23 protein-coding genes are annotated in these 23,344 nt (G+C 43.2%); 10 read left to right on the plus strand and 13 right to left on the minus strand.

The genetic code is table 11. The annotated features are described in order from the left end of the window. Window positions 1–3: 3 nt before the first annotated feature. From pabC to AB9H30_RS02235, 6 genes are read left to right on the plus strand one after another with little or no spacing between them, the layout of a single operon-like run. Window positions 4–840, plus strand: a complete 837-nt coding sequence (pabC, locus tag AB9H30_RS02210) for an aminodeoxychorismate lyase (protein WP_371192989.1) — start codon at window positions 4–6, stop codon at window positions 838–840. Further along, window positions 841–1,875, plus strand: coding sequence for an endolytic transglycosylase MltG (mltG, locus tag AB9H30_RS02215; protein WP_371192990.1), 1,035 nt, complete (start codon window positions 841–843; stop codon window positions 1,873–1,875). Between the two features lie 12 nt (window positions 1,876–1,887). Further along, on the plus strand, window positions 1,888–2,514 hold the full coding sequence (gene tmk, locus AB9H30_RS02220) for a dTMP kinase (protein WP_371192991.1): 627 nt from the start codon (window positions 1,888–1,890) through the stop codon (window positions 2,512–2,514). 1 nt (window position 2,515) lies between these two features. Further along, the gene (locus AB9H30_RS02225) at window positions 2,516–3,430 is read left to right on the plus strand and encodes an AAA family ATPase (protein ID WP_371192992.1); all 915 of its coding nucleotides are present in this window, start codon (window positions 2,516–2,518) and stop codon (window positions 3,428–3,430) included. 7 nt (window positions 3,431–3,437) lie between these two features. Continuing rightward, window positions 3,438–4,214 carry a TatD family hydrolase gene (locus tag AB9H30_RS02230; protein ID WP_371192993.1) on the plus strand — a complete coding sequence of 259 codons (777 nt, stop codon included), beginning with the start codon at window positions 3,438–3,440 and terminating at the stop codon, window positions 4,212–4,214. After that, a complete protein-coding gene (locus tag AB9H30_RS02235; protein WP_371192994.1) occupies window positions 4,211–4,867 on the plus strand; it encodes a pyridoxamine 5'-phosphate oxidase family protein in 657 nt (218 codons plus the stop codon). Before AB9H30_RS02230 ends, AB9H30_RS02235 begins: the two co-directional genes overlap by 4 nt. A 22-nt stretch (window positions 4,868–4,889) precedes the next feature. On the opposite strand, the gene AB9H30_RS02240 is transcribed toward AB9H30_RS02235, so the two are convergent. The 6 genes from AB9H30_RS02240 to AB9H30_RS02265 all read right to left on the minus strand — a co-directional run bounded on the left by AB9H30_RS02240 (window position 4,890) and on the right by AB9H30_RS02265 (window position 10,426). Next, window positions 4,890–5,279 carry a hypothetical protein gene (locus AB9H30_RS02240; protein WP_371192995.1) on the minus strand — a complete coding sequence of 130 codons (390 nt, stop codon included), beginning with the start codon at window positions 5,277–5,279 and terminating at the stop codon, window positions 4,890–4,892. A 157-nt stretch (window positions 5,280–5,436) separates the two neighbouring features. Further along, window positions 5,437–6,081: a sulfite oxidase heme-binding subunit YedZ gene (locus AB9H30_RS02245; RefSeq protein ID WP_371192996.1), complete on the minus strand. Its 645-nt coding sequence runs from the start codon at window positions 6,079–6,081 to the stop codon at window positions 5,437–5,439. A 60-nt stretch (window positions 6,082–6,141) separates the two neighbouring features. After that, window positions 6,142–7,143: a protein-methionine-sulfoxide reductase catalytic subunit MsrP gene (gene msrP / locus AB9H30_RS02250; RefSeq protein ID WP_371192997.1), complete on the minus strand. Its 1,002-nt coding sequence runs from the start codon at window positions 7,141–7,143 to the stop codon at window positions 6,142–6,144. 107 nt (window positions 7,144–7,250) lie between these two features. Next, a complete protein-coding gene (locus AB9H30_RS02255; RefSeq protein WP_371193193.1) occupies window positions 7,251–8,570 on the minus strand; it encodes an anti-phage deoxyguanosine triphosphatase in 1,320 nt (439 codons plus the stop codon). Window positions 8,571–8,597: 27 nt separating this feature from the next. Further along, window positions 8,598–9,203, minus strand: coding sequence for a 5'-deoxynucleotidase (yfbR, locus tag AB9H30_RS02260; protein WP_371192998.1), 606 nt, complete (start codon window positions 9,201–9,203; stop codon window positions 8,598–8,600). 2 nt (window positions 9,204–9,205) lie between these two features. Further along, window positions 9,206–10,426 carry a pyridoxal phosphate-dependent aminotransferase gene (locus tag AB9H30_RS02265; RefSeq protein ID WP_371192999.1) on the minus strand — a complete coding sequence of 407 codons (1,221 nt, stop codon included), beginning with the start codon at window positions 10,424–10,426 and terminating at the stop codon, window positions 9,206–9,208. 206 nt (window positions 10,427–10,632) lie between these two features. Between AB9H30_RS02265 and AB9H30_RS02270 the strand changes: the two genes are divergently transcribed. Next, a complete protein-coding gene (locus AB9H30_RS02270) occupies window positions 10,633–11,163 on the plus strand; it encodes a hypothetical protein (RefSeq protein WP_371193000.1) in 531 nt (176 codons plus the stop codon). 166 nt (window positions 11,164–11,329) lie between these two features. Continuing rightward, on the plus strand, window positions 11,330–12,127 hold the full coding sequence (locus AB9H30_RS02275) for a DUF2189 domain-containing protein (RefSeq protein WP_371193001.1): 798 nt from the start codon (window positions 11,330–11,332) through the stop codon (window positions 12,125–12,127). A 62-nt stretch (window positions 12,128–12,189) separates the two neighbouring features. On the opposite strand, the gene AB9H30_RS02280 is transcribed toward AB9H30_RS02275, so the two are convergent. From AB9H30_RS02280 to cmoA, 6 genes are all read right to left on the minus strand, one after another. Further along, complete coding sequence (locus tag AB9H30_RS02280) at window positions 12,190–13,974, minus strand: alpha-amylase family glycosyl hydrolase (RefSeq protein ID WP_371193002.1); 1,785 nt, start codon at window positions 13,972–13,974, stop codon at window positions 12,190–12,192. Window position 13,975: 1 nt separating this feature from the next. Then, window positions 13,976–15,202, minus strand: coding sequence for a glycosyl transferase (locus tag AB9H30_RS02285; RefSeq protein WP_371193003.1), 1,227 nt, complete (start codon window positions 15,200–15,202; stop codon window positions 13,976–13,978). 24 nt (window positions 15,203–15,226) lie between these two features. Further along, complete coding sequence (locus AB9H30_RS02290; protein WP_371193004.1) at window positions 15,227–16,066, minus strand: HAD-IIB family hydrolase; 840 nt, start codon at window positions 16,064–16,066, stop codon at window positions 15,227–15,229. Continuing rightward, window positions 16,051–16,950, minus strand: a complete 900-nt coding sequence (locus AB9H30_RS02295) for a kinase (RefSeq protein ID WP_371193005.1) — start codon at window positions 16,948–16,950, stop codon at window positions 16,051–16,053. Before AB9H30_RS02295 ends, AB9H30_RS02290 begins: the two co-directional genes overlap by 16 nt. Before the next feature lie 174 nt (window positions 16,951–17,124). Then, a complete protein-coding gene (cmoB, locus tag AB9H30_RS02300) occupies window positions 17,125–18,096 on the minus strand; it encodes a tRNA 5-methoxyuridine(34)/uridine 5-oxyacetic acid(34) synthase CmoB (protein WP_371193006.1) in 972 nt (323 codons plus the stop codon). Continuing rightward, window positions 18,093–18,842, minus strand: coding sequence for a carboxy-S-adenosyl-L-methionine synthase CmoA (gene cmoA, locus AB9H30_RS02305; RefSeq protein WP_371193007.1), 750 nt, complete (start codon window positions 18,840–18,842; stop codon window positions 18,093–18,095). The genes cmoB and cmoA overlap by 4 nt, the downstream gene beginning before the upstream one ends. Window positions 18,843–19,025: 183 nt before the next feature. Here cmoA and AB9H30_RS02310 point away from each other — a divergent pair, with 183 nt between their 5' ends. After that, on the plus strand, window positions 19,026–19,661 hold the full coding sequence (locus AB9H30_RS02310; protein WP_371193008.1) for a LuxR C-terminal-related transcriptional regulator: 636 nt from the start codon (window positions 19,026–19,028) through the stop codon (window positions 19,659–19,661). Further along, window positions 19,661–20,650, plus strand: a complete 990-nt coding sequence (gene add, locus AB9H30_RS02315; protein WP_371193009.1) for an adenosine deaminase — start codon at window positions 19,661–19,663, stop codon at window positions 20,648–20,650. The genes AB9H30_RS02310 and add overlap by 1 nt, the downstream gene beginning before the upstream one ends. A gap of 79 nt (window positions 20,651–20,729) precedes the next feature. Here the strand turns inward: add and fadE are convergent, their stop codons facing one another. After that, on the minus strand, window positions 20,730–23,222 hold the full coding sequence (gene fadE, locus AB9H30_RS02320; RefSeq protein ID WP_371193010.1) for an acyl-CoA dehydrogenase FadE: 2,493 nt from the start codon (window positions 23,220–23,222) through the stop codon (window positions 20,730–20,732). Between the last annotated feature and the right edge of the window lie 122 nt (window positions 23,223–23,344).

Genomic DNA, 23,344 nt, shown 5'->3' on the forward strand with positions numbered 1-23,344 from the left:
GTCATGCTAGCACATAACATACTCGTTAATCCTACTTCTATATCTGCCAGCGATCGCAGTATTCACTATGGTGATGCATCGTTTACGAGCATGTATGCAGAAAACCATAACATCACCCTTTTATCTGAGCATATTCAGCGCTTACAAGATGCCTGCCTTGGCTTGGATATTAAGTTCACAGATTGGGATGAGCTGCATAGGACTCTTCAAAGCTTAGTTGCGTTGCAGCGCGAACCTCTGGCGATAAAGGTAATCGTCACCAGGGGAAGCGGTGGTCGTGGCTATCAGCCACCAGAGCAACAGACTCCAATCTGTATTATCAGCACCCATAGCGCGGAATCGATGCAGGCGCAGGGCAATGTGAAATTGTTAATGGTTAGCGATATTTGTTTACCTAGCCATGATAAATTAGAAGGCCTCAAGCACACCAATAGGCTCGCACAGGTTTTGGCGAAGCAAGAAGCGTTAAATATGCATTGCGACGATGTATTGATGTGTGATTATCGGAGACATGTAATCGAAGCCTCATCGGCAAATGTGTTTTATAAACTAGACGGATGCTGGTATACACCGCCCCTAAATAGCGGGGGCGTGAAGGGTCTAATGCGAAATGCATTTTTGCTGTATCTGCAGGATTTAGGCTTGTTTGTTAACCAGGCCAGCCATCACATCGAGCAACTTTGCTCAGCACAAAGTATATTACTGAGCAATGCGGTAAAGGGCGTCAGGCAAGTAGATAAGCTGCATTATCAAAATGCGGATGTCTTATTGACTACTGATCTTGGCGAATTAATCGCGCCTTTTCTCAGTTCGATATTGCAAGTGGAGCAAAATGTTTAGATGTTAAAAAAGTGCGTAATCATATTTATGGGGGTGATGTTCCTGCTGTCTGTAGGCGCATACGCACTATTTCTTCAGGTGAATGCGCTTGGCACTCAAACAATTAATATCCAAACACCCTTGATAGTGCATCTTAAACCGGGCCAGTCTGCGCAAAGCATTTGGCGAAGTTTGCCTGTGACGCACAGTGAATTAAATCATACTTATTTTAAGCTTTGGTTAAAACTTTACCCAGAGAACAGCCGCGTGAAAGCCGGCTATTACGAGTTTAATTCAAGTCAGAGCCTTGAATCTATTTTTGAACAAATTTCTAAGGGCAAAGAAACCCAGTTTAGTATTGCATTGGTTGAAGGCCAAACCATACGTCAATGGTTAAGCTTATTAAGTGCCACTAGCACTTTAAAACAAGATCTTCCTGAGTTTGATTTACTATATGCGCTTGTTACCGAAACGAAAACTTCGCAACACACTAATTTTTGCGAGAACGATATGTCGTCCCTAGAAGGTTGTTTACTGGCCGACACCTACTTCTATTCGTATCAAGATTCTGCGCTTTCAATTTTGCGACGCGCTTTTAATGCCATGGACACTGAGCTGGATATCGCATGGAGTCAGCGATTTCAAGACATTCCTTTACGAAGCCCTTATGAGGCTTTGATCCTTGCATCTATCATCGAAAAAGAAACAGCAGTTGCATCTGAGCGAGGTCTGATTGCCGGGGTATTTAGCAACCGCCTTGAATTAAATATGCGATTGCAAACTGACCCCACTGTGATTTACGGTATTGGTGTTGATTTTGATGGTAATATCACTCGCGCACATTTACGTGAAATGACGCCCTTCAATACCTATAGGATTAAAGGGCTGCCGCCAACACCCATAGCAATGGCCGGCAGGGCGTCATTAATGGCGGCGGTGCAGCCTCAGATTACTGACTATATCTACTTTGTAGCGAAAGGTGATGGTAGTCATCAGTTTTCTGAAACACTAGCGCAGCACAATAAAGCCGTAGCTGAATATCAACTGAATCGATAGCAAGGACTACCATTGAGCGCTTTTATTGCAATAGAAGGATTAGAGGGAGCGGGGAAAAGCAGTGTCATTGCTGCGCTAAAAGCGCTTCTTGAAAAACATGATATAACGGTAGTGACGACCCGCGAGCCAGGGGGCACGCCAATGGCCGAGGCGATCCGTGACTGCGTGAAAAAAGATTGGGAAGGCGAAAGAGTCACTCAGCAAACAGAACTTTTGTTAATGTACGCCGCTCGTAGTCAACTGGTTGAAAATGTTATAAAGCCGGCTTTAGATAAGGGTAATTGGGTCTTAGGCGATCGCCACGATTTATCATCAGTGGCCTATCAAGGTGGAGGCCGCGGGGTTCCACTTGAGACGTTGGCTGCACTTAGGCAGATGACATTGGGTGAATTTGCCCCTGATTTTACACTTTATTTGGATATAGAGCCGGAACTCGGGCTAGCGCGTGCAAGGGGAAGAGGCGAGCTGGACCGCATAGAGCAAGCAGGTTTAGGCTTTTTTGAGCGGGCTCGCGCTACCTACCTTGAACATATCAATGCATTGCCAAATGCAGTGTTAATCGATGCATCGCAAGGTATCAAAGCTGTCCAGAATGATGCGACTGCTGCGCTCGAACACTTTATTAAGGGGCAATCGTAAGATGTTATATCCATGGTTGTTGCCACTAATGACCGAGCTAAGTCAGCGATTGCAAGATAAACAGCTGCATCACGGCATTTTGCTGGTAGGTGAGCATGGAAGCGGTGAGTCAGTATTGGCGCAGACTCTTGTGAAGCGTATTTTATGCTCTGCAACCCAGACTTTGCCTTGCAATAGCTGTAAAGCATGCATGTTGCTTAACGCACAATCACATCCAGATTTCCATCCGGTGACCACAGAAAAGACCCAAATTGGGGTGGATGCGGTGCGCGTGGCCATCGAACAGGTGACAAAGACTGCCCAGCTAAGTGCCAACAAAGTGGTTCTCATTGAAAATATTGAGACGATGAGTGAATCGGCCAGTAATGCTCTCTTAAAGACCTTAGAAGAGCCCACCAATGATACATACTTAGTACTCAGCACCAATGCACCTCAATATTTACTCGCTACGATAAAGAGCCGCTGTGAAAAAATCAGAGTGCCTATGCCTAGTTACCAACAAAGTATAGATTTTTTGGCAGGAAAAACTCAAACTGTTCCCACTCCAGAAGCCTTAGCGGCATACAAGCATTCGCCTCTGTTATTTCTTGAACAAGCAGACAATACAAGTTTAGATTTTGTAGTGTTTCAACAAGATTTTATTTCATTAACTGATGGCAAAGCCAGCGCAGAAAGTTTAGCCAACAAATGGAAGGACTTTGCCACAGAGGCGGTGCATTGGACTGCTCAGTTAAGTTTACAGTTATTTGCCACTGAGGTAAAAAATACAACGGAGCAAAGCCACAGGGTAGTTGGTGTTAAATGGATGGCTGTTTATGATAGTGCTACCTTAGCCACTAAAAAGCTTCGTCAAGCAGGCTTAAACAAAGCCTTAATATTGTCTGCATTGTTTGCTCAAGTTCAGTCTACCTCCTAGGAGCCCTATGTTTGTTGATTCACATTGTCATCTTGATAGATTAAAACACGCAGATACGGATCTCGATAATATAGTGCAAGCTGCATTAGATAGTCAGGTTGAGCATATGCTGTGTGTGGCGGTATCGGTCAAAGAGTTTGACGCGATGCGCGAAAAAGTAAGTCACTATCCAAATGTATCGATGAGTTGCGGCGTACATCCTCTACATCAAGAAGATGCGTGCGATTATGATACCTTGTTAGTTCATGCACAACGAGATGACGTGGTTGCAGTGGGCGAAACCGGCTTAGACTACCATTACAGTGCCGATACAAAAGAGGTGCAGTTACAATCATTTGTCGATCATATTAAGGTCGCTAACGTGGTGAAAAAACCACTGATCATACATACCCGTTCCGCACAACAAGACACACTGGATTTATTACAGGCGCATTATCAACGGGACACTGGCGCAGTTTTGCACTGTTTTACAGAATCATTAGATATGGCTCGCGCAGCCATGGAAATGGGGATTTATATTTCCATTTCGGGCATAGTTACCTTCAATTCTGCGTCAGAATTGCAAGAGACAGTGCGCCATATACCACTGGACAAACTGTTAATTGAGACTGATTCGCCTTGGTTAGCACCTTCGCCATATCGAGGAGAAGAAAATCAGCCTAAATATGTAAAACGGGTAGGTGAGTTTGTGGCTGAACTAAAAGGAGTAAGTATTGAAGAGCTCGCTCGTATCACTACTGAAAATTTTTACCGCTTATTTAATCGGATCTCCGTGTCAAAATGATATATCCCGTTTGGCGCCAAGATTTAGTCAGAAGCTTACATATCCATCGCAGCAAGGCTGAAGCAAAATATATACAGGTTGCTAGTGTTGCTTTAGATGGCAAGCCTAAGCTTCGTACAATGGTGTTCAGAGGCTTTCATGACGCTTCAAATAGTTTACTTGCAGTAACTGATATTCGCAGTGAGAAGGTGAGCGAATGGCAAGCGCACCCGTTTACCGAGTTACATTGGTATTTTGCAAAAAGTAGAGAGCAGTATCGTATAAGCTGTGAGCTAACGCTTATTTTCCAAACCGATGGAAAGATTGAAAGCTTTGGAAGCACTACAGGTGACACTTCAGTGCAGGCAAAAACCTATAAACAACAATGGCACGCTTTGTCTGATGGTGCCCGTGCTGGATTTTTTTGTCCAGCTCCAAAGTCAGAGATCTACTCAGCGCCAGATGAGCAGTTAATCCAGCATTCGGATTATGAAGCGGGTGATAAAAGCTTAGCAATGAATGAAAATCAAAAAGCTGGCATAAGCCAGCATTTTGCAGTTGTCGTATTTAATCCAATATCGGTGGACTATTTAGACTTAAAAACAAAACCACATACACGCACCCTTCAAAGTTTAGAAAACAATCTGTGGAAACTTGTACCCGTCAATCCATAGTCCTAAGTTTAAAAGAAAATCATTATCCCGCAGCTCTATTAAACTGCATTGCTAAGCGCGCGTGCACGAGTTCGGTGTTCGAAAACACCTGCAGCATTTTTAAAATACCAAGCTGGCTAGCACTTAGCTGACAGTCAAAGTAAATCACGTCACAGGTTTCTGCTTTGAGCAGTTTCACCATCAACTCGTATTGGCTTTTTGTTCCGCGACTGTCGATATTAAGGCCATTTTTAACGTCTTTACTTAACTTTACACCTTCAGCAACACTGCACAACCAGCGTTTTTTAGCATTTGTCTCGGCGATGAAAGCTATGTTACTAGCAGAGACTTGTTGTGCCATGCCTTTAACTGCGTTCACTGCTCCTGCAGATTGGCGTGGATTAGTTGTTTGAGTGTATGTAGTAAAAGCCATAATAGACCCCTTGCTGTTTAGTAAAGAGCGCCTTCGCGCTGTTAGTGCCAACAAGTCGTTCGAACGAGTAAGGTTTTACTCAGAGACTTACCTGTTTAGCTATACAGTAACTACTGTATGTGTGAACAGTAATACTGTATAAATAAACATGCAAGCTTTATTTGAATATATTTTGTATTTTTTTTCTGCGGTAAATCAGTAAAAGTAGAGCAATACTGATGTAAATAGCGGGTTCATACCAATTTGACTTTACTGACCATAGGTAATGAATACATCCTAAGATAATCGCTAGGTAGGTAAAATTATGCAGGGATTGCCAGCGTGCCCCCATGCGTTTTCTAACGCGATCAAAAGAGGTGATTAGTAAGGCTGTTAATATAAGCAATGCCGACATCCCCACTGTAATGTAAGGGCGTTTAATGATCTCATCGATGATCAATAGCCATTCATACTGAAGTTCGTAGGCAGTAAACACATATAGGTGAAAGATGGCATACACCGCTGCATACACGCCAAGAGTTTTGCGTACGCGCATGAGTTGTGAAAACTTTAAACCTTGGGCCAATGGACTTACCAGCAGACTCAATAGCAGAAGATGCAGGGCGCCAATACCGCTGAAATCTAATAAGTATTGCACAGGATCACCGGGCAAATTACCGCTAATTCCCTGATAGTAGGCCCAAGCCAGCCATATTGCTGAGACTGCATGGATGCCATAGCGTAGTAACAGCATCCAAAAATTTGCCACTCTAATAGGGCGCTTTACCGCAAATCTGGGTAAAGAGAGGCTAGGTTTACTCATAGGCCTACCGAATTGACCATGTATTGCAACGTATGCCAAGCAAATCAAAAAGTGTAGGCACTAGTAAAAGCGCCTCAGGTCCAAGCTACTGTATAAAGATGCTACTTCAGAGTAACCATTGAACATTTTGGTATCAATACGCTGCTGCGCATTTAGACCTGTGCCTAAAATACGTCGCTCGCGTCCCTGGGACCAACGGGGGTGGTCAACATTTGGATTCACATTGGCGTAAAAACCATATTCATCTGGGGCTAAAATATTCCATGTGGTTGGTGGCTCTTTATCGGTCAGCTCTATCTTTACCACCGATTTAATACTTTTAAAGCCATATTTCCACGGCACGACCAATCTTACTGGGGCACCGTTTTGTGGGGGAAGCGTTTTACCGTACATGCCAACACTCATGATACTTAAGTCGTGCATGGCTTCGTCTATGGTTAAACCTTCTACATAGGGATAATCGACGCCACCACCAACAAAGCGACTGCGTTGCCCAGGCATTTGCTCAGGACTGTACAAGGTTTGAAATGATACATACTTGGCACTGCTGAGCGGTTTGGCGGCTTTGATTAGGTCTGCGAGGCGAAAGCCAATCCAAGGCACTACCATCGACCACGCCTCTACACAACGCAGCCGATATATGCGTTCTTCAAGGCTAAACTTACTTAACAGGTCGTCGTAATCTAAGCTAAGAGGGCTCTCAACTAAGCCGCCTACCTCAAGTTTCCATGGATCAACGTTGAATTCTTGGGCATTCTCTAAGGGGTCACTTTTACTTGTGCCAAACTCATAAAAATTATTATAGCTTGTGGCGACACTTTCGTCAGTTAGCGGATTAAGTTGTTCTTTTGCTTTGGTGAAGTTCAGCGGTGTCGTTTTGAACGCGGGGGTCTCGTCTTTGCTGAACCAGTCGAACGACCCTGCTACTGCACTTTGAGACAGCAGAGTCATTGCGCCAGTAAAGCCTAATTTTTTTAAGACACTGCGGCGGTCGTGATATACCTGCTCATCGGTAACATCGTTATCTTTTAACTGACTGTTTTTCCATGATTTTATAAGCACATTACTTCCTCGAAATAGCTCTGATAAACCAACCTAATGTTTTGCCACGTGCACAAACTATTAGCGCTACATAACTAGACCAGCTATATGTCCTAAGAGTTTCAAAATTACTTATCTGTAATGCGATGGGACTTTGGTAAAAACAAATTCGCATAAACTCGGTTGGCATAAGCATCGGTCATTCCAGATATGTAATCAGCAATTACTCGAAGGCCAAGTGTAGCGCTCTGTTCGTTTGCACGCAGCCACCGCTGTGCTGTATTTTTCGGCAGTAGCCTTGCAGGTTCACTGGCAAACGCTTCGAATAAGGCCATTACAATCTGTTGTCCTTTATACTCTAAGAGCTGTATTTCGGGTTTTTTAATCACGTATGCAAAGACAAAGGCTTTAAAGGTGTGTAAAGCCTGCTGATACGAAGCTGGAAGCTGTGCATTGTGTTCAAGTAAGGCTTCGTCAAAAAGATGCAGCCGTTTTACGTCAATGGCGGTAATAAAGCAGTTTACTAGCGCACCTATCGCATTTTTACGTTTGTAGGCTTGGGCATGGAACAACTGCTCTTCTATATGTTCAGCCTGTTCTGAAAGCCAGGGTATATCTAGTACTTTTAGCTTATCGGTAACTTGTTCAGAAAACGCGCTGCGGCTGATCAAGCCCATTACGATGGCGTCTTCTAAGTCATGAATGCCGTAGGCAATGTCGTCAGCTAGTTCCATAATTGAGCAATCTATTGACTTATGCCGGGTTTTTTTATGCTCGTTAAGGTTGTTGTCTGCCAGCATGTATGTTGCTTTATCCTTCGCAGAGATGGGCGATGTGACCCAATCAAATGCGTCTCGATCGCAATCAAATAAAGACTTGGGTGGATGCCACTGGCTTGCCTTTACTTGAGAAAACCGGTCTGGCTTATCAGGGTGATAATTAGGATGACTAAGTGCACTCATAAAATTGGGGTATTTTATGACGCCAAGCAATGAACGTCGGGCGAGATTCATACCGTCATGTTCCGAGTAGGCCTCAAGCTTAGTTAAAATGCGGAAGGTTTGACCGTTACCTTCAAAACCACCGCTGTCACTCATCATGTAATGCAGGGCAATTTCACCACCGTGCCCAAAGGGTGGATGACCAATATCGTGGGCTAATGAAATGGTTTCAATTAAATGCTCGTCTAGACTCAAGGCGGTTGAAATGTCAGGGAACTTTTGCTTGAGCTGTGCGGTGATCCCGGTACCAATTTGTGCCGCCTCTAGCGAATGAGTGAGCCGGGTTCGATAAAAATCACTGATACCCACGCCAACTACTTGAGTTTTTGCTTGAAGGCGCCTGAAGGATGCACAGTGCATAATCCGCGCCTTATCGCGCTGATAAGGACTGCGATGATCACCGTCGCGACTGTCAGAACGTATTTGTTTTCTTTGGTCCCATTGGATCACGTCAGTTGTTTCCTTTACTCAGCGTTACTTCGATTGGGATAACTCATCGACATTGGCAAAACATTTTTCTTCAAATAACTTAAAAAACAGCTTAATTTCGGGCATATCTTCACTAAACTCCGCGAGCATAGACTCTAGTCGCGTCTTTACATGCGCAAACTCTTTGTTTTGAAAGCTAAGTTCGTCGGAGGCTTTTAAGTATGCCGAGATTAAATCTGCGGCCTTTACTATCTTTTTGTAAATTGGGTCGACATTGTTCTGCACAAGTAAAGAAGAGAACTGCTCTTTCAATTCCTCAGGAAGGGTATTTAAACACTCAATCTCTGCTAACTTCTCAATTTTTTTGAATTCGCGGGTTAAGTCAGGGTTGTGATATTTGGTGACATGATTAATATCCTGAAGCTTTGTTTCGGACACTTCATGGTACAACGCGACAGTTGCCGCACGCTCAGGGCTTACATCACCATCAAAATAGGTATTTCTTATGCTGGCAAGTAAATGCGCGATGACCGCCACTTGATGGCTGTGCTCGGCTACGTTCTCTTGTTTGACTGAATGCATTAATGCCCAGCGCTTAATCAAGGGCATACGTAAAATCCAGGCTAAAAACGGACTGCTGATAACTGCCATAGTTACATTGCTCGCTTATAAGTCTCAAAAAAGTGATGCATGCTGTCTAAGGCCGGCCTTAGAATGTCTTTATGCGGTAAAAATACAAGCCTAAAATAAACGCCTTGCTGCAAATTAAAAGCCGAGCCGTGTACTAATAAAATCTTTTTATCTTTCAGAATATCTAGTATCAAGTCTACATCACTTTTAATACCAAAACGCTTTTCATCAACTTTTGCAAAGCAATACATTGCTCCCATAGGCTTTACGCAAGAAATACCGGGCATTTGATTTAAGCGTTCGTAAGATAGGTTACGTTGCGTCAACAAACGACCATCGTTATTTACTAAATCATGAATACTTTGATATCCGCCAAGAGCAGTTTGTATGGCATGCTGGCAGGGTACGTTAGCGCACATCCGCATAGACGATAGAATAGTAAGCCCCTCAATGTAGCTTTTTGCCGACTTTTTATTACCACTAACCACTAGCCACCCGGCCCGAAAGCCTGCCACTCTGTAGTTTTTTGATAAGCCACTGAAGGTCACGCAGAACAAATCGGGAGCTAAGGACGCAATACAGGTGTGTTGGGCGTCGTCATACAGAACTTTGTCGTAAATTTCATCGCTAAATATGACTAAGTTGTGCTCTCTTGCTAGTTTCACAATCTCTAACAGCAGCTCTGGTGAATAAACTGCACCAGTAGGATTGTTTGGATTGATTAACACAATTGCTTTTGTGTGAGTCGAAATTTTACTGCGAATATCCGCAATATCTGGAAACCAGCCGGCTTGCTCGTCGCAAATATAGTGTACTGCTGTGCCGGAAGAAAGATTAACTGCTGCTGTCCAAAGCGGGTAATCGGGGGCAGGGATCAAGACTTCGTCGCCGCTGTCTAAAAGTGCCTGCATCGACAGGGTAATCATTTCGCTTACGCCATTGCCTAAATAAACATCTTCTATGGCGATATTGTCGATGCCTTTTTGCTGGTAATACTGCATAACTGCCACCCGCGCACTATAAATACCTTGTGCATCTGAATAGCCTTGTGCAGTGGGCAACAAACGAATTACATCTTTTAAGATGTCGTCGGGCGCATCAAAGCCGAAGGGCGCTGGATTACCTATATTGAGCTTAAGGATACGATCTCCGGCCTCCTCCATTTTATTGGCCTGGGCGAGAATAGGACCGCGTATGTCGTAACATACATTTGCGAGCTTTTTAGATTGTAAGATGTGCTGCATGGGGCAAATATGAACTGAATGAGGTTTGAATGCTCTAAGAGTAAAGCATTGACTGCAGAGTGTTAAGCAATAAATGACACGTTTTGTCACAGTTTAGTACAGATATTCACAATGTTTTTTACTAGCATAATGCTCTTTGTGGCAAGTGGGTTTGAGCATGGGTCAAAAAGATGTGCATTCATCGTTGAGATTAGGAGTTTGAAAGTATGCCAGCACCATTAATTTGGTTAGGGGCTGCGGCAGTTTCATTATATGCAGGAAACAAGCTGAATAATGCCCATCTTAGACAACGCAGTATCGTGCAAAAATTACCCGGCGACTGCAAAAAGCCTCGCGCGCCCATCAATGGCAGTATAGTGACCTGCGGTATCTATGAGGTTTTAGATCATACCGGTATATGGATTGACGGGAATATCTATGAGTTAAATGGCAACGGCCTAGTGCGCTGTGTCAGTCCTAGTCGGTTCTTAGCGAACCGCAGTGGTGATCATATCTATGTTGCCTGTAATCCACAGGGCCAAGCCCTTGCTGAGCCCAAATCAATTAGTCGCGCGCAGTCGCAGCTGTTTACCCTTTATGACTATCATGTGGTTCGCCAAAATTGTCACAAGTTTGTTGCTGAAATGATCTGTGGTTATGACTGTGAAGTTACTAGTTTTAGCGACCTTAATGAGTTTTTGAGCCAACAATTTAATACGGTAATAGATTGGCGACTGACCCAGATCAATAATATGTGATCAAATTTTGACGTGAGTAAGGTTCTTACCTAGTATACATGCAGGATCTGCTTTAATTTTTGTTAAAATTATGTGATGATTTTAGCATTATTAAAACATTCAGATCTGATAAGCATTTGAACATGCTACAAGGATTTTGTATTGCCACGCCAACTAAGGGGATGTCATGTCTCAAGAAATAGAACAAGCCGCTGAAGAAAACGCTATTGAAAAGAGCGGTATTGCACGTGTTATTCCATGTAAGCAACTCGACTCCTTTGCTTGCTTTAAGTGGATAGGACTTGCAGTAACAGATTTTAAACGAGCAAAATTTATCAGTTTTACTTACGGTGCTATATTTACCATTTTACCTCTCGCAATATACATGTTGGTGTACGCAACTGAGTGGCATCTAGTCATTGCTCCGGCAATGGTGTGCTTCATGTTAATTGGTCCTTTTCTTGCAGCCGGTCTTTATGACGTTGCTTGGCAGTTTGAAAAGAAACGTAAACCTTCATTAAGACATTCCTTAAAAGCGATGTCGAGAAACGCAGTAAACGAATGGGGCTTTGGATTATTTCTTATGATCCTAATGATATTTTGGTTACGCGTAGCCTCGCTAATACACGCCCTATATCCTGAGTACTTAGGTTTTTCCCTTGCGAATGCATGGCCATTTTTACTCTTAGGAACGATCGTTGGCTTTGGTTTTACGGTCTTAGTGTTCTTTATCAGTGCGTTCACTCAACCAATATTATTGGAGCGTAAAGTAGATTTGGCGACTGCGGTGTTAAGCAGCATGAATGCTGTTTGGCGAAATAAAGTGCCGATGTTTATTTGGGCGTGCGTGATCTTGTTCTCGGTATTTTTGGGCTTTGTTACGTTTTTTGCTGCGTTCCTAGTGATTATGCCTCTAATTGGATATGCAACATGGCATGGCTATATCGAAACAATTGAAACTAAGATTGAGCGCAAATTTGAATAAGCAGTAATTTTATCAATGCAAAAAAAATCAATACAAAAAAACGGGTCTGATGACCCGTTTTTTTATGCCTCAAACTGATTGGTTAACCATAATGTTTGATAGGGATGAAGCACTACTTCAAGTTTGTCGGTTGGGAAGCTCGTTTGTGAAATTAGGTCGGTCCACTCTTCGGTGTCAATTAAATTGAGATCCGATAAGTAAAGGCTTTGATTTTGATCGCTTATATTTGCGACACAAAATATGCTTTGTTTTCGGTCAATACTTTGTCGCCAATACCCAAATAAAGTATCTGATAGCTGCAAAGTAAATTGCGTTGCATTCGGATGAAACGCGCGCTGTTCGCGTCGAATGTGCAAAAGCTGGGTGATTTGAGTCAATACTTGATGATGCAGTGAGTGCACGTCATCAAGTTCATCAATCAGGCTTTGGTAAATCCATCGATGCCGGTTTATGGAGCGATTTTGTCCGGTGTGAATCACTTTTTCTTCATCATTGGTGGTGCCAATTAGTGAGTGGACATACAAGCCTGGAACGCCCTCAAGCCCAAACATGATGGCGTGAGCACAGATAAAGCGTTCAATTTGCCATTCATCTTCACCTTTTAAAGTGCCTTTTAGTGCATCGATTAAAGCAATGTTAAGTTCGTAAGGTTTTTGTTTACCATTGTCTGCGCTTCGCCATCCTACGCGCCCACCGAATTTGAGCATACAATTAACTAAGTCGTTAATTTCTTGTTCAGATAGTAAACCTTCTGCTGGCCGCAGCCCAATGCCGTCGTGAGATGCAATAAAATTAAAATAAAATGTACCATTTTGCGCAGGCGGCATGCTCATCAGCCAATTTTTTAAATATTGACTCGATCCACTTACCAGCGTGTTCACCAGCAGAGGCGGCAGTGAAAAGTTATAGATTGCGTGCGCTTCATTTGCATTACCGAAATAGGTGAGGTTTTCTCTATTGGGGATATTGGTTTCAGTAATAATCAGCGCATTCGCGTTGGCATGTTCAACAAGGGTTCGTAATAATCGCACCATTTCGTGGGTTTGCGGTAAGTTAATGCAGCTTGTTCCAGGAATCTTCCACAAAAACGCAATCGCATCAAAGCGAAAAATCCGAGTGCCCTTATCAAGATAAAGCCGAATAATATCCACAAAGGCGATGAGCACCTCAGGATTTCTAAAATCAAAATCTACTTGGTCATGGGAAAATGTACACCAAACTTCTTTTACACCCGTTGCAGTGGTTGTTTCGCGCAATAGAGGCGAGGTGCGAGGACGCACTACTTGGGTGATATCATCGGTCAGCTGTGCGGTATAAAAAAAGTCTTTGCCAGGAGATTTTTGCTCTATAAACTGAGTAAACCATGCGCTTCGCGCAGAACAGTGGTTGATCACTAGGTCTACCATTAAGCCAAAATCTTCTGATATCGCTTCGATATCATCCCATGTACCCAATGACTCATTAACCGTAGAATAATCTATCACTGAAAAGCCATCATCGGAGCTGTAAGGAAAAAACGGCAGTATGTGGACATGATTAACAGCTTTGAGACAATATCGCTGTAAAAAGATACTGAGTGTCTTTAGGGGTGCTCGTTGCAAACCGTCAGATAATTGCGATGAAGGTTCATAAATGCTATCGCCATAGGTAATTAAAACAACATCTTGCTCAGACCATAAATTTTCATGGGGCCTTACGCTTTGAATGCTCTCTGCTTTATTTAGCCGCATTGCTACTAACAGACGCTCTGCGATGGTTTCATAGTCATCATCTAAAGGCACATCCGCATAGATACTCGCCAATTGATGAATGAGTTTATCTTTTAATATAGTATCCGCTTGAAGCATATTAAGCTCCCTTAAACTCTTGATAGTCCGCTTCTACTGCAGTCTTTAAACATTCCAATACGTCAGGTTTCGCACTGACAACTCTGTTCCAACTGGGAATAAAAGGCGTCTCCATTGGGTTGTCTAAGAAACTGCTGCCCGCTTTCATGATGTTTTGTGCAAATAACTCTACTGCGCGCTCTTCAGAATCTATATCGAGTTTTAGGCCATTCATGACTGCGTCATTGTGATAGGTTTCAATAAAATCTAGGGCGATACGAAAGTACGTAGCTTTAATTGTTCGAAAAGTTTCCGTATTAAATACGGTGCCTTGTGTCGCCAGCTTTCTAAACAGTGCTTTAGTAATGTCGATAGACATTTTTGACAAGCCGCCCTGATCGTTATTTAAAGAAAGATCTTGGTGTTTGTGGTCGTACTTATGAGCAATATCGGCCTGACATAGGCGATTATGGGAATAATTGCGGTGCATTTCAGAAAGCACCCCAATCTCAAGGCCCCAATCACTTGGTATGCGGATATCATTTAATACATCACGGCGAAAAGAAAACTCACCCGCCAGGGGGTATCTGAAGCTGTCCATAAACTCAAGATAGTCATTATGACCCACGGTGTGCTTTAAAGCACGCAGCAGTGGTGTTACGAGCAAACGAGATACCCGGCCGTTAATTTTGCCGTCTGCCACTCTTGCATAAAAGCCTTTGCAGAATTCATAATTAAACTGCGGGTTTGCAACTGGATAAATCAGCCGAGCTAACAGCGCGCGGTCGTATGTCAAAATGTCACAGTCGTGTAAGGCCACGCTTTCGACTTGGTTGGAGGCTAAAACGTAACCCATGCAATACCAAACATTACGACCTTTTCCAAGCTCTTTAGGGGCTAAACCTAAGCTTTGTAGTTCATCATCTAAGGCCTTTAGGCGTGGACCATCATTCCATAAGACTCTATGACGTTGGGGCAAGGTATTAAAAAACGATAATGCATGTTTAAACTCTGCTTCGTTGGCTCTGTCTAAACCAATGACAATTTCACTTAAATAGGGCACCTGAGAAATTTGATTAATAATGTCGGGAAGTGCTTTGCCCTTTAACTCTGAGAATAGCGAGGGCAAAATTAAGCCCATTGGCCGGCGATCAGAAAAAGACTCCAGCTCGGTCTCTAAATCGTCTATTTCCCTTGATTCCAAATTATGTAAGGTGGTAATGATCCCGTTTTGATAAAAATCAGCCATTTTGTTTTCCTTTTTAATGCACGTTTATAGTGACGGCATAATTAATTCGATGGCTTCTCGCCAACCATCTGGTCCGGTTAAACTGCTTGTGTAGGTCGAATCTTTGCGCTGCAATAATGGAGGTGGATGGATTGGCGATCGTATTCGAACCGCGATATCGGCAACCTCCAGCATAGCAATGTCGTTATTACTGTCGCCCAGTGCGATGGTTTTTACATTGGTTTGCTGTAACTGACGTTGGTACTCATTTTTCATCCACGTTAGCGCCTTACCTTTATTGGCATCTGAGCATATGTGCAAAAATCGTCCGCCCAATAGTGCACAGGCGCCCATTTTCTTAGCCTTGGCGACAAAAATGTCTCGCTCATCGTCATTGCCGTTCCACAGTAGGGGCTCTCCATACAGTCGCTGGGCTGCTAATGCGGCGTTCGTTTCACTTAATCCGGTAACTTCAGATATGCGCGCCAGAGACATTTCTGAAAACATTTCAAATTGGCCGAGAAACTCTGGTTGTAACTTTTTAATCAAGTTAAGCCAGTGAGAGCGTCGTGATGCAAATGTTTTCACCCAAAATCCATCTTGCCACACGGCTTCTTTGGGTTTCGTTTTAAAAAAGTCTTGAGGTATGAATATTGCTGCACCATTCTCGACGATAAATGGAGACGTCAACTGCAGTTCTGCTCGAATAACTTTTACTTCAGCCAAAGTCTTGCTGGTATTGAGAATAACGGGTATCGCTTTTAGACGCAGCTTATCTAAAGTACTTTTTGCTGCTGCAAACGAATAGCTATAGTGATCAAGTAATGTTGCATCCAAATCACTAAAGATCAGGGCAGTGGCATCGGCGTCTAATGGATATGACATGTTACAACATTTCGCTGCTGGTCTAATTCAAAAACTTCATTACATAAAGCCGGAAGATGTGTCAGTCCATGCTCAGTAATTCTTTGATAATGTTGAATAAAAGCTGCTATTTGAGCGTCAGACATACCGCCCTGATCCCGTCCTAACTCGATGTTTCTTTTCTGCATTTTATGTTCTTGCTCACATCGCCAAGAAAATATTTGTTGAAAAGAGGGCGCCTTCAACATGATTAAGTAATCAAGCTGCAAAAACAGCCTTTGATACTCTGTTGCAAGTTTAGTGTTTACAAAATTTCGCCAAATACCATTTGCGTCTTCTTCACGTTCAAGTGAATTTACGTCGTGAAGGAGTTGTTGCTTAGTCTGCGGTGGCGCACCGACACACCAACCTTCGAGTATTATTAGGTCGACCTTGGTATCAATTATCGGCCATGTTGCCGGATCGCTGCGATCGTCTATTGCCTTATTAAAACTTGGAATAGCGCAACTAGCATAGGATTTTAGCTGGCTTAAGATGTTTTGTAATAATTGAAGGTCGTGGGTACCTGGCACGCCGCGTGTCGCCAAAAGCGGGTGAATTGACTCAGCCAAAGAAACGCGTTCTTGCTTGCTTAGATAAAAATCATCTAAAGACATGCACACTGCATTAAGATCATAAGCATCTTTTGATAGCCGGACTAATAGTTCGCCAAGCGTACTTTTACCACTGCCTTGCGCACCATTAATCCCAAGAAAAAGAGGCTTCTTTGCTTTAATTTGGTGCAGTTGCACCTTTGAAGTGATTCTTTCTAGTAGCGGGACAAACCACTCTGCCGCGATTTCTGTATACCGAGTAGGTAAACATTGCTCTTCTATAAAATTCGCAAGACTTTTTTCTATATCCAAGTGAAGACCTTTAGCAGTATAGGATGAGAATAGATTAATTGTTTTAAATCCTCTGTTTGGTCAAGCATATTTAGTTGCCCTGTGAGAAGGTTTAAACCTTACAATCCAATTATCAAAATACCGTTTAATTCATTTATACGGATACAACTATCACGATACATGCCAAGGATGATTTTATCTTGTAGCAATAAATGTTGCCCTACGCGGAGCTTCGTAGCCCTCGATGGTTTTATTGAGATCATCGGGGTCGAGAAAATCTTTTAGGGATAAACTGTCCATCCATTCTGTAGAGCGTTGCTCATCTAAGCTGGTGACGCAATCGTCCACTAAGCTGACATCCTTAAAGCCGACTTTCTCTAGCCACTTTTTCATGGCCGCAATACTGGGTAAAAAATATACGTTGCTCATTTGCGCATAGCGGTCGCTGGGCAGCAACACCGTATTTTCATCGCCATTGATAACTAAGGTCTCTAATACTAACTGCCCGCCTGTACTCAACTGGTTTTTCAACTGTTTTAAGAAAAGCAGCGGGTCAGGGCGGTGATAAAACACACCCATTGAAAAAACAGTGTCAAAGGCTTGCGTAGTAGGTAGGTCCTCTATGCCGATTGGTAAGTAATGCAGATTATGTTCGGGTAGATATTGTTTAAAAATTTGAAATTGGTAAAAAAATAGGGGGGTAGGATCAATACCGATAACTTGGCTGGCACCGTCCTCAAGCATCCTAAAAAGATGGTAACCGCTTCCGCAGCCTACATCCAACACACGTTTGCCTGTTAATGATGTAAGGTGAGGGCTCACCCGGCTCCATTTAAAGTCAGAGCGCCACTCTGTGTCAATTTCAACGCCAAACAACTTGAAAGGGCCTTTTCGCCATGGCATGAATTGCTTTAAGATACTGTTTATGCGTTTTTGCTCGCCAAGGTCCAAGGGCGGTAGTGATTGCAAAATGACGGTATCTGAAATGTTGAGTTGGACATCTTTAGGTCGAGGTAGATTATTTAGTTGTTTTGCCCATTTTTTTGCACTTGCATGCTGCTGTTCACCTTCCCATGCTTCGAGGAGAGGCATTAATGTTATCAGGGACGATTGCAAGGGCGTGTTAATTACTGATTGGTAAAATGCGCCTTTCCATCCGTTATTCATGATTTTACCGCGCAAAATGACAAAAAGTTAAAATGTTGAAACCAAACGGAAATGTCGCTAAACCCGGCTGCTAGCAAGCGTTTTTTGTGCGTCTCAAAACTATCTAAAATCATGACTTTCTCAAGTGCCGAGCGCTTTTGGCTGATTTCTAAGTCTGAATAACCGTTGTCTCGTTTAAATTCGTGATGAAGATCGATAAGCAGCTCATCCATAATTTGCCCCTCCACCGATATTTTTTCAGAGACCACTAAAACGCCACCTGGGTTCAAGGCGGAAAATACCTTATTAATCAGTGATTGTCGCTGGGCAGGTTCAATAAACTGAAGCGTGAAGTTGATCACTACCATGTCGCAGGGACGCAAGGACAGTTTAGTAATGTCGCCCTGCTGCACGTCGATAAGCGCATCATAGTTGTATGCCCCTACATGCTGCCTGCAGCGTTCTACCATTGCGATAGAGTTATCGATTGCGTAAATACATACAGATTTACCCATATTGTGTTTCGCAATGGTCAAGCTGACGTTGCCCAATGAGCTACCAAGGTCATAAACGCTGCTCCCAGCACTTAAAAAGCGCTGAGAAATACGCCCGATACCGTCTACTATCGTTTGATATCCAGGTACGCTGCGATTAATCATATCTGGAAAGACATCAACAACCGATTGGTTAAATTTAAACGGATGTAAGTCTTGATCGCTCGATAAAAACAGCCTATCGATTGCATTCTCTGGTAATTTATTGCTCATATACTATACTTATGGTTAGTGGAAAATAAGGCGTAGATTTAATACTCTACTCGCATTGTTAGGTGGCGTTTATTGTTATTAAGATCTCCACGTTAAAATATGCGTTAATCATCTTATGTTGGTGCTTATTGCTTGAGTCTCACAGAGACCTCATCATTATAAATAAAAGAGGCGAATAAGCACATGCTAAAATTTTTAGTTGCGGATGACCATCCTCTGTATCGTGAAGCGCTTATCTCGGCGTTACAAAATAATTTTGAAAAAGCTCGTTATTTTGAAGCCGACTCCTTAGACACTACTGTATCGAATCTTAATAGGCATCGAGCCATGTCTATGATCTTACTTGACCTTAACATGCCTGGCTGCGAGAATTTTTACGGCTTACTTCGAGTGCGTCAGCGTTTTCCAGATATTCCAGTCGCGATTATTTCGGCGACTGAAACAATAAGTGTCGTTTCCCAAGCCATGGAGTTTGGTGCAGTGGCTTATATTCCTAAAACCACGAAAACTGCAGATGTCGTGGAAGCGATAAAGCTAGTGTTGAAAGGTGAAACATGGCTACCTGCAAAATTTCGAGATTCAGTGGCACTGGTGCATGACGAAATTATTGATGTTGCAGAGCAGGTAAGAGGCCTCACTCCAAAGCAGTTCAGAGTCTTGCGATTAGTCCGCAAAGGTTTGATGAACAAGCAAATTGCAGAGCAATTAAGCGTCACTGAAGCGACCGTTAAAGCACATATAAGCTCGATCTTTAAACAATTTAATGTAAAATCTCGCACACAAATTTTAATAAAGATTGAAAAACTCCAGTTGGAATAATGACAACACTGAGATTGCCTTTAGTAGATTTACATCGTCACCTAGACGGAAATGTGCGTGTCTCGACCATTTTAGCGCTCGCTAAAGAGCATAAATTACCACTACCTTCCGAGCATTTAGATACGCTCGAAAAGATCATTTACATTCAAGATAAAACCTCCAATCTTCTCGAATTTTTACAAAAATTAGATTATGGCGTTTCGGTATTGGCAAATATCGAGGCCTGTGAACGTATTGCGTTTGAGAACGTTGAAGATGCGTATAACGAAGGTTTAGCATATGTTGAGTTGAGATTTTCACCGTTTTACATGGCGCAATGTCATAAATTAGCACTAACAGATGTGGTGGGTGCGGTGGTAAGAGGAATAAATGCGGCAACAGCGATATACCCGGTAAAAGCCAAGCTCATTGGTATCCTGAGTCGGACATTCGGTGAAGAGGCTTGTATGCTTGAGTTACATGCATTGCTAGCACATCATGAAAGTATTGCAGGGCTTGATTTAGCGGGGGACGAGTATAATTTTCCGGGTAAACGTTTTGTAGAGCATTTCGCTCTTGCGCGGGCGAAAACAGATTGGCGATATACCATTCACGCTGGTGAGGCTGATGGCGCCAGCAGTGTTTGGGATGCTATTCATTTATTGCGTGCAAACAGAATTGGGCATGGCGTAAGGGCAGTCGAAGATCCTGCACTTGTTGAATACTTAAAAGAACACGAAATTGGCATTGAAAGCTGTTTAACCTCTAATTACCAAACTGGTACGTGGACTGACGTAGCCTCGCATCCGCTCAAGTCTTTTCTTGAACATGGCGTGCTCGCTTGTCTAAATACTGACGATCCCGGTGTGTCTAACATCAGCCTTCGAGATGAATTTGATATTGCTCAAACAGTTTTAAAACTCAGCAGTCTAGAATGTGATACCTTGCAGAAAAACGCGATTAACATGGCATTTTTAAGCGCAGAAGAAAAATCGATGCTGTTGTCATAGCCAAAATAATTAACGTTCTAAACCGATAAAAAAGGCCGCTATTATATCAGCGGCCTTTTACTTTCTTTAACTGCGGGTACTAAGCCGCTTTAGCTGCTTTGCTAGTTTTTGTCGTGCGCTTGCGGGGAGCCGCTTTCTTTTTAACCTTATCACTGGTCGACATTAATAACTCTTGCGGGTCAAAATCGTCTACATTGATTGTGCGTAGTCGACCCGCTTCTGTTTCATGGAGCAGTTTCGCTTCGTCATCACTGATAATATTTGCGACGAGGGCCCTCTCGGCAAGCTTATCCAACTGGGTCATTGGTAGTTTTTCTCCGAGTGCTTTACACACTCGCTCAAAAATCGGCTCAACTTTGATAATATTCTCTAGTGTTTGTTCTAAATCACCGAATAAATTACCCTCAATACGCGTTAGGTATTGACCTTCTCCAAGTCTATCACGTGCGCTACATGGGTTTTGCAACATGTGCGCAATTTTATGTTCAATGTCATCTGATGGTTTATCGAAGCGCTTGCCTAAAGGCTGAACTACGGTTCTTAGCATCCAAGCTACAGGTTTCACCGGAAAATTACGAATGAAGTCATCAATCGCAACATCCATTTGGTGCAAGCTATCCTGCAAAGCCCAATCAACAAAAGGTAAGTCCTCTTTTAATCTGCCCTGGTCGTCGTAGCGTTTAAGTACCGCACTTGCTAAATATAGGTGACTTAAAACATCGCCCAAGCGCGCAGACAGACGTTCACGGCGCTTTAATGAGCCTCCTAATACACCCATGCTAACATCGGTTAAGAACGCTAAATTTGCTGAATAACCCTGCAATGCACGGTAGTATTTAGATGTTTCGTCTGAGAAGGGAGTACCACTGAGCCTATTCCCACTCACGCTAAACCATAAGGATCGCACAGTATTGCTAAATGCGAAGCCAATATGACCCCACACAGCCTTGTCAAAGGCGGTTAATTGCTCTTTTTTGTCTTCTTTTTGCGCAGCATAAATTTCTTCGAGGACATATGGATGACAACGCATTGCACCTTGGCCAAAAATCATCATATTTCGCGTTAAGATGTTGGCACCTTCAACGGTAATAGAAATAGGCGTACCTTGATATGCTCTGCCTAAATAATTATTTGGACCTAAGCAAATACCTTTGCCTCCATGCACGTCCATTGAATCATTGACCGCTGTTCGCATCTTTTCTGTTAAATGATATTTGCATATTGCCGAGATCACCGACGGTTTTTCACCTAAATCGACACCAGCGGTTGAGAATGAAGTAACGGCATCCATCAGGTAGGCATTGCCGCCGATTCTTCCTAGCATTTCTTCGACGCCTTCCATTTGCCCAATAGGTAAACGGAACTGACGTCGAATGCGTGCATAAGCACCAGTTGCAAGGGCTAATTGCTTACCACCGCCAGCAGCAGATGATGGCAATGTGATACAACGTCCTACCGATAGACATTCCATCAGCATGCGCCACCCTTTGCCAGCCATTGCTTCACCGCCAATGATGTAGCTCAGTGGAACAAATAAGTTATCGGCTTGCAGTGGACCGTTATGGAACGGGACATTTAAGGGATAGTGCCGACGACCAATTTGCAAGCCTTCTGTGTCTCTTGGGATCAGGGCGCAAGTTATGCCTAAATCTTCTTGGTCTCCGAGTAAGCCGTCGGGATCAAATAGTTTAAATGCCAAGCCTACAACTGTCGCAATAGGAGCAAGGGTGATGTAACGTTTGTTGAAGGTAAGCGACATACCTAAGACTTCTTCGCCTTTGAACATTCCTTTTTTGATAATACCAACGTCAGGAATCGAACCAGCGTCAGAGCCAGCTTCCGGGCCAGTTAGTGCAAAGCAAGGAACTTCTTCGCCCGCGGCTAAGCGCGGCAGGTAGTAATCTTGTTGTTCTTTTGTTCCATAGTGCTGCAATAGCTCACCGGGGCCCAGAGAGTTGGGAACACCAACCGTGCTTGAAAGAACAGCGCTAACTCCCGCCAGCTTTTGTAAAACGCGAGATTGAGCATAAGCTGAGTACTGCAGACCACCGTATTGTTTCTCGATAATCATGGCGAAGAATTTATTATCTTTCAGATATTGCCATACATTTTCGGGTAAATCGGCGTCGACATGGTTGATTTGCCACTCGTCTACCATAGCACAGACGGTTTCACAGGGGCCATCTAGAAAAGCTTGTTCCTCTGCGGTAAGTCTTGCTGGCGCGATTGCGTGCAGTTTCTGCCAGTCTGGCTTGCCGCTAAATAATTCACCGTCCCACCATACCGTTCCAGCATCAATCGCTTCTTGTTCTGTTTGCGACATTTCCGGTGAAACGCGCTTATAAAAAGTGAGCAATTTTTTGCTAAGAATATCTTTACGCAAAGGTTCGTAGGCGAGGGGAACAGCAAGCACAGCGAATATTAACCAGCTAAAAAATCCCAGAGAACCGAATATTGTTGCAATGGCAAGCGTAGCTGCGATGGCAAATAGACTGCTTTGTAAACTGTAGCGTTTATAACTCACCACAGCTACCGCGGTTAACACAATTAACACCCAAATTAAATCGGACATACTAACTCCAAAGGTCTGACCAGATAAGGCAAAGACTATAATTAATGCGTTGAAATATCAAGTTTTCAACAAAAAAGAGGACGAATGTCCTCTTATATCGACTGTAAATTTAATACCACAAG

Origin of the sequence: Glaciecola sp. SC05 (assembly GCF_041380235.1) — a bacterium.
Classification (GTDB): Bacteria; Pseudomonadota; Gammaproteobacteria; order Enterobacterales; family Alteromonadaceae; genus Glaciecola.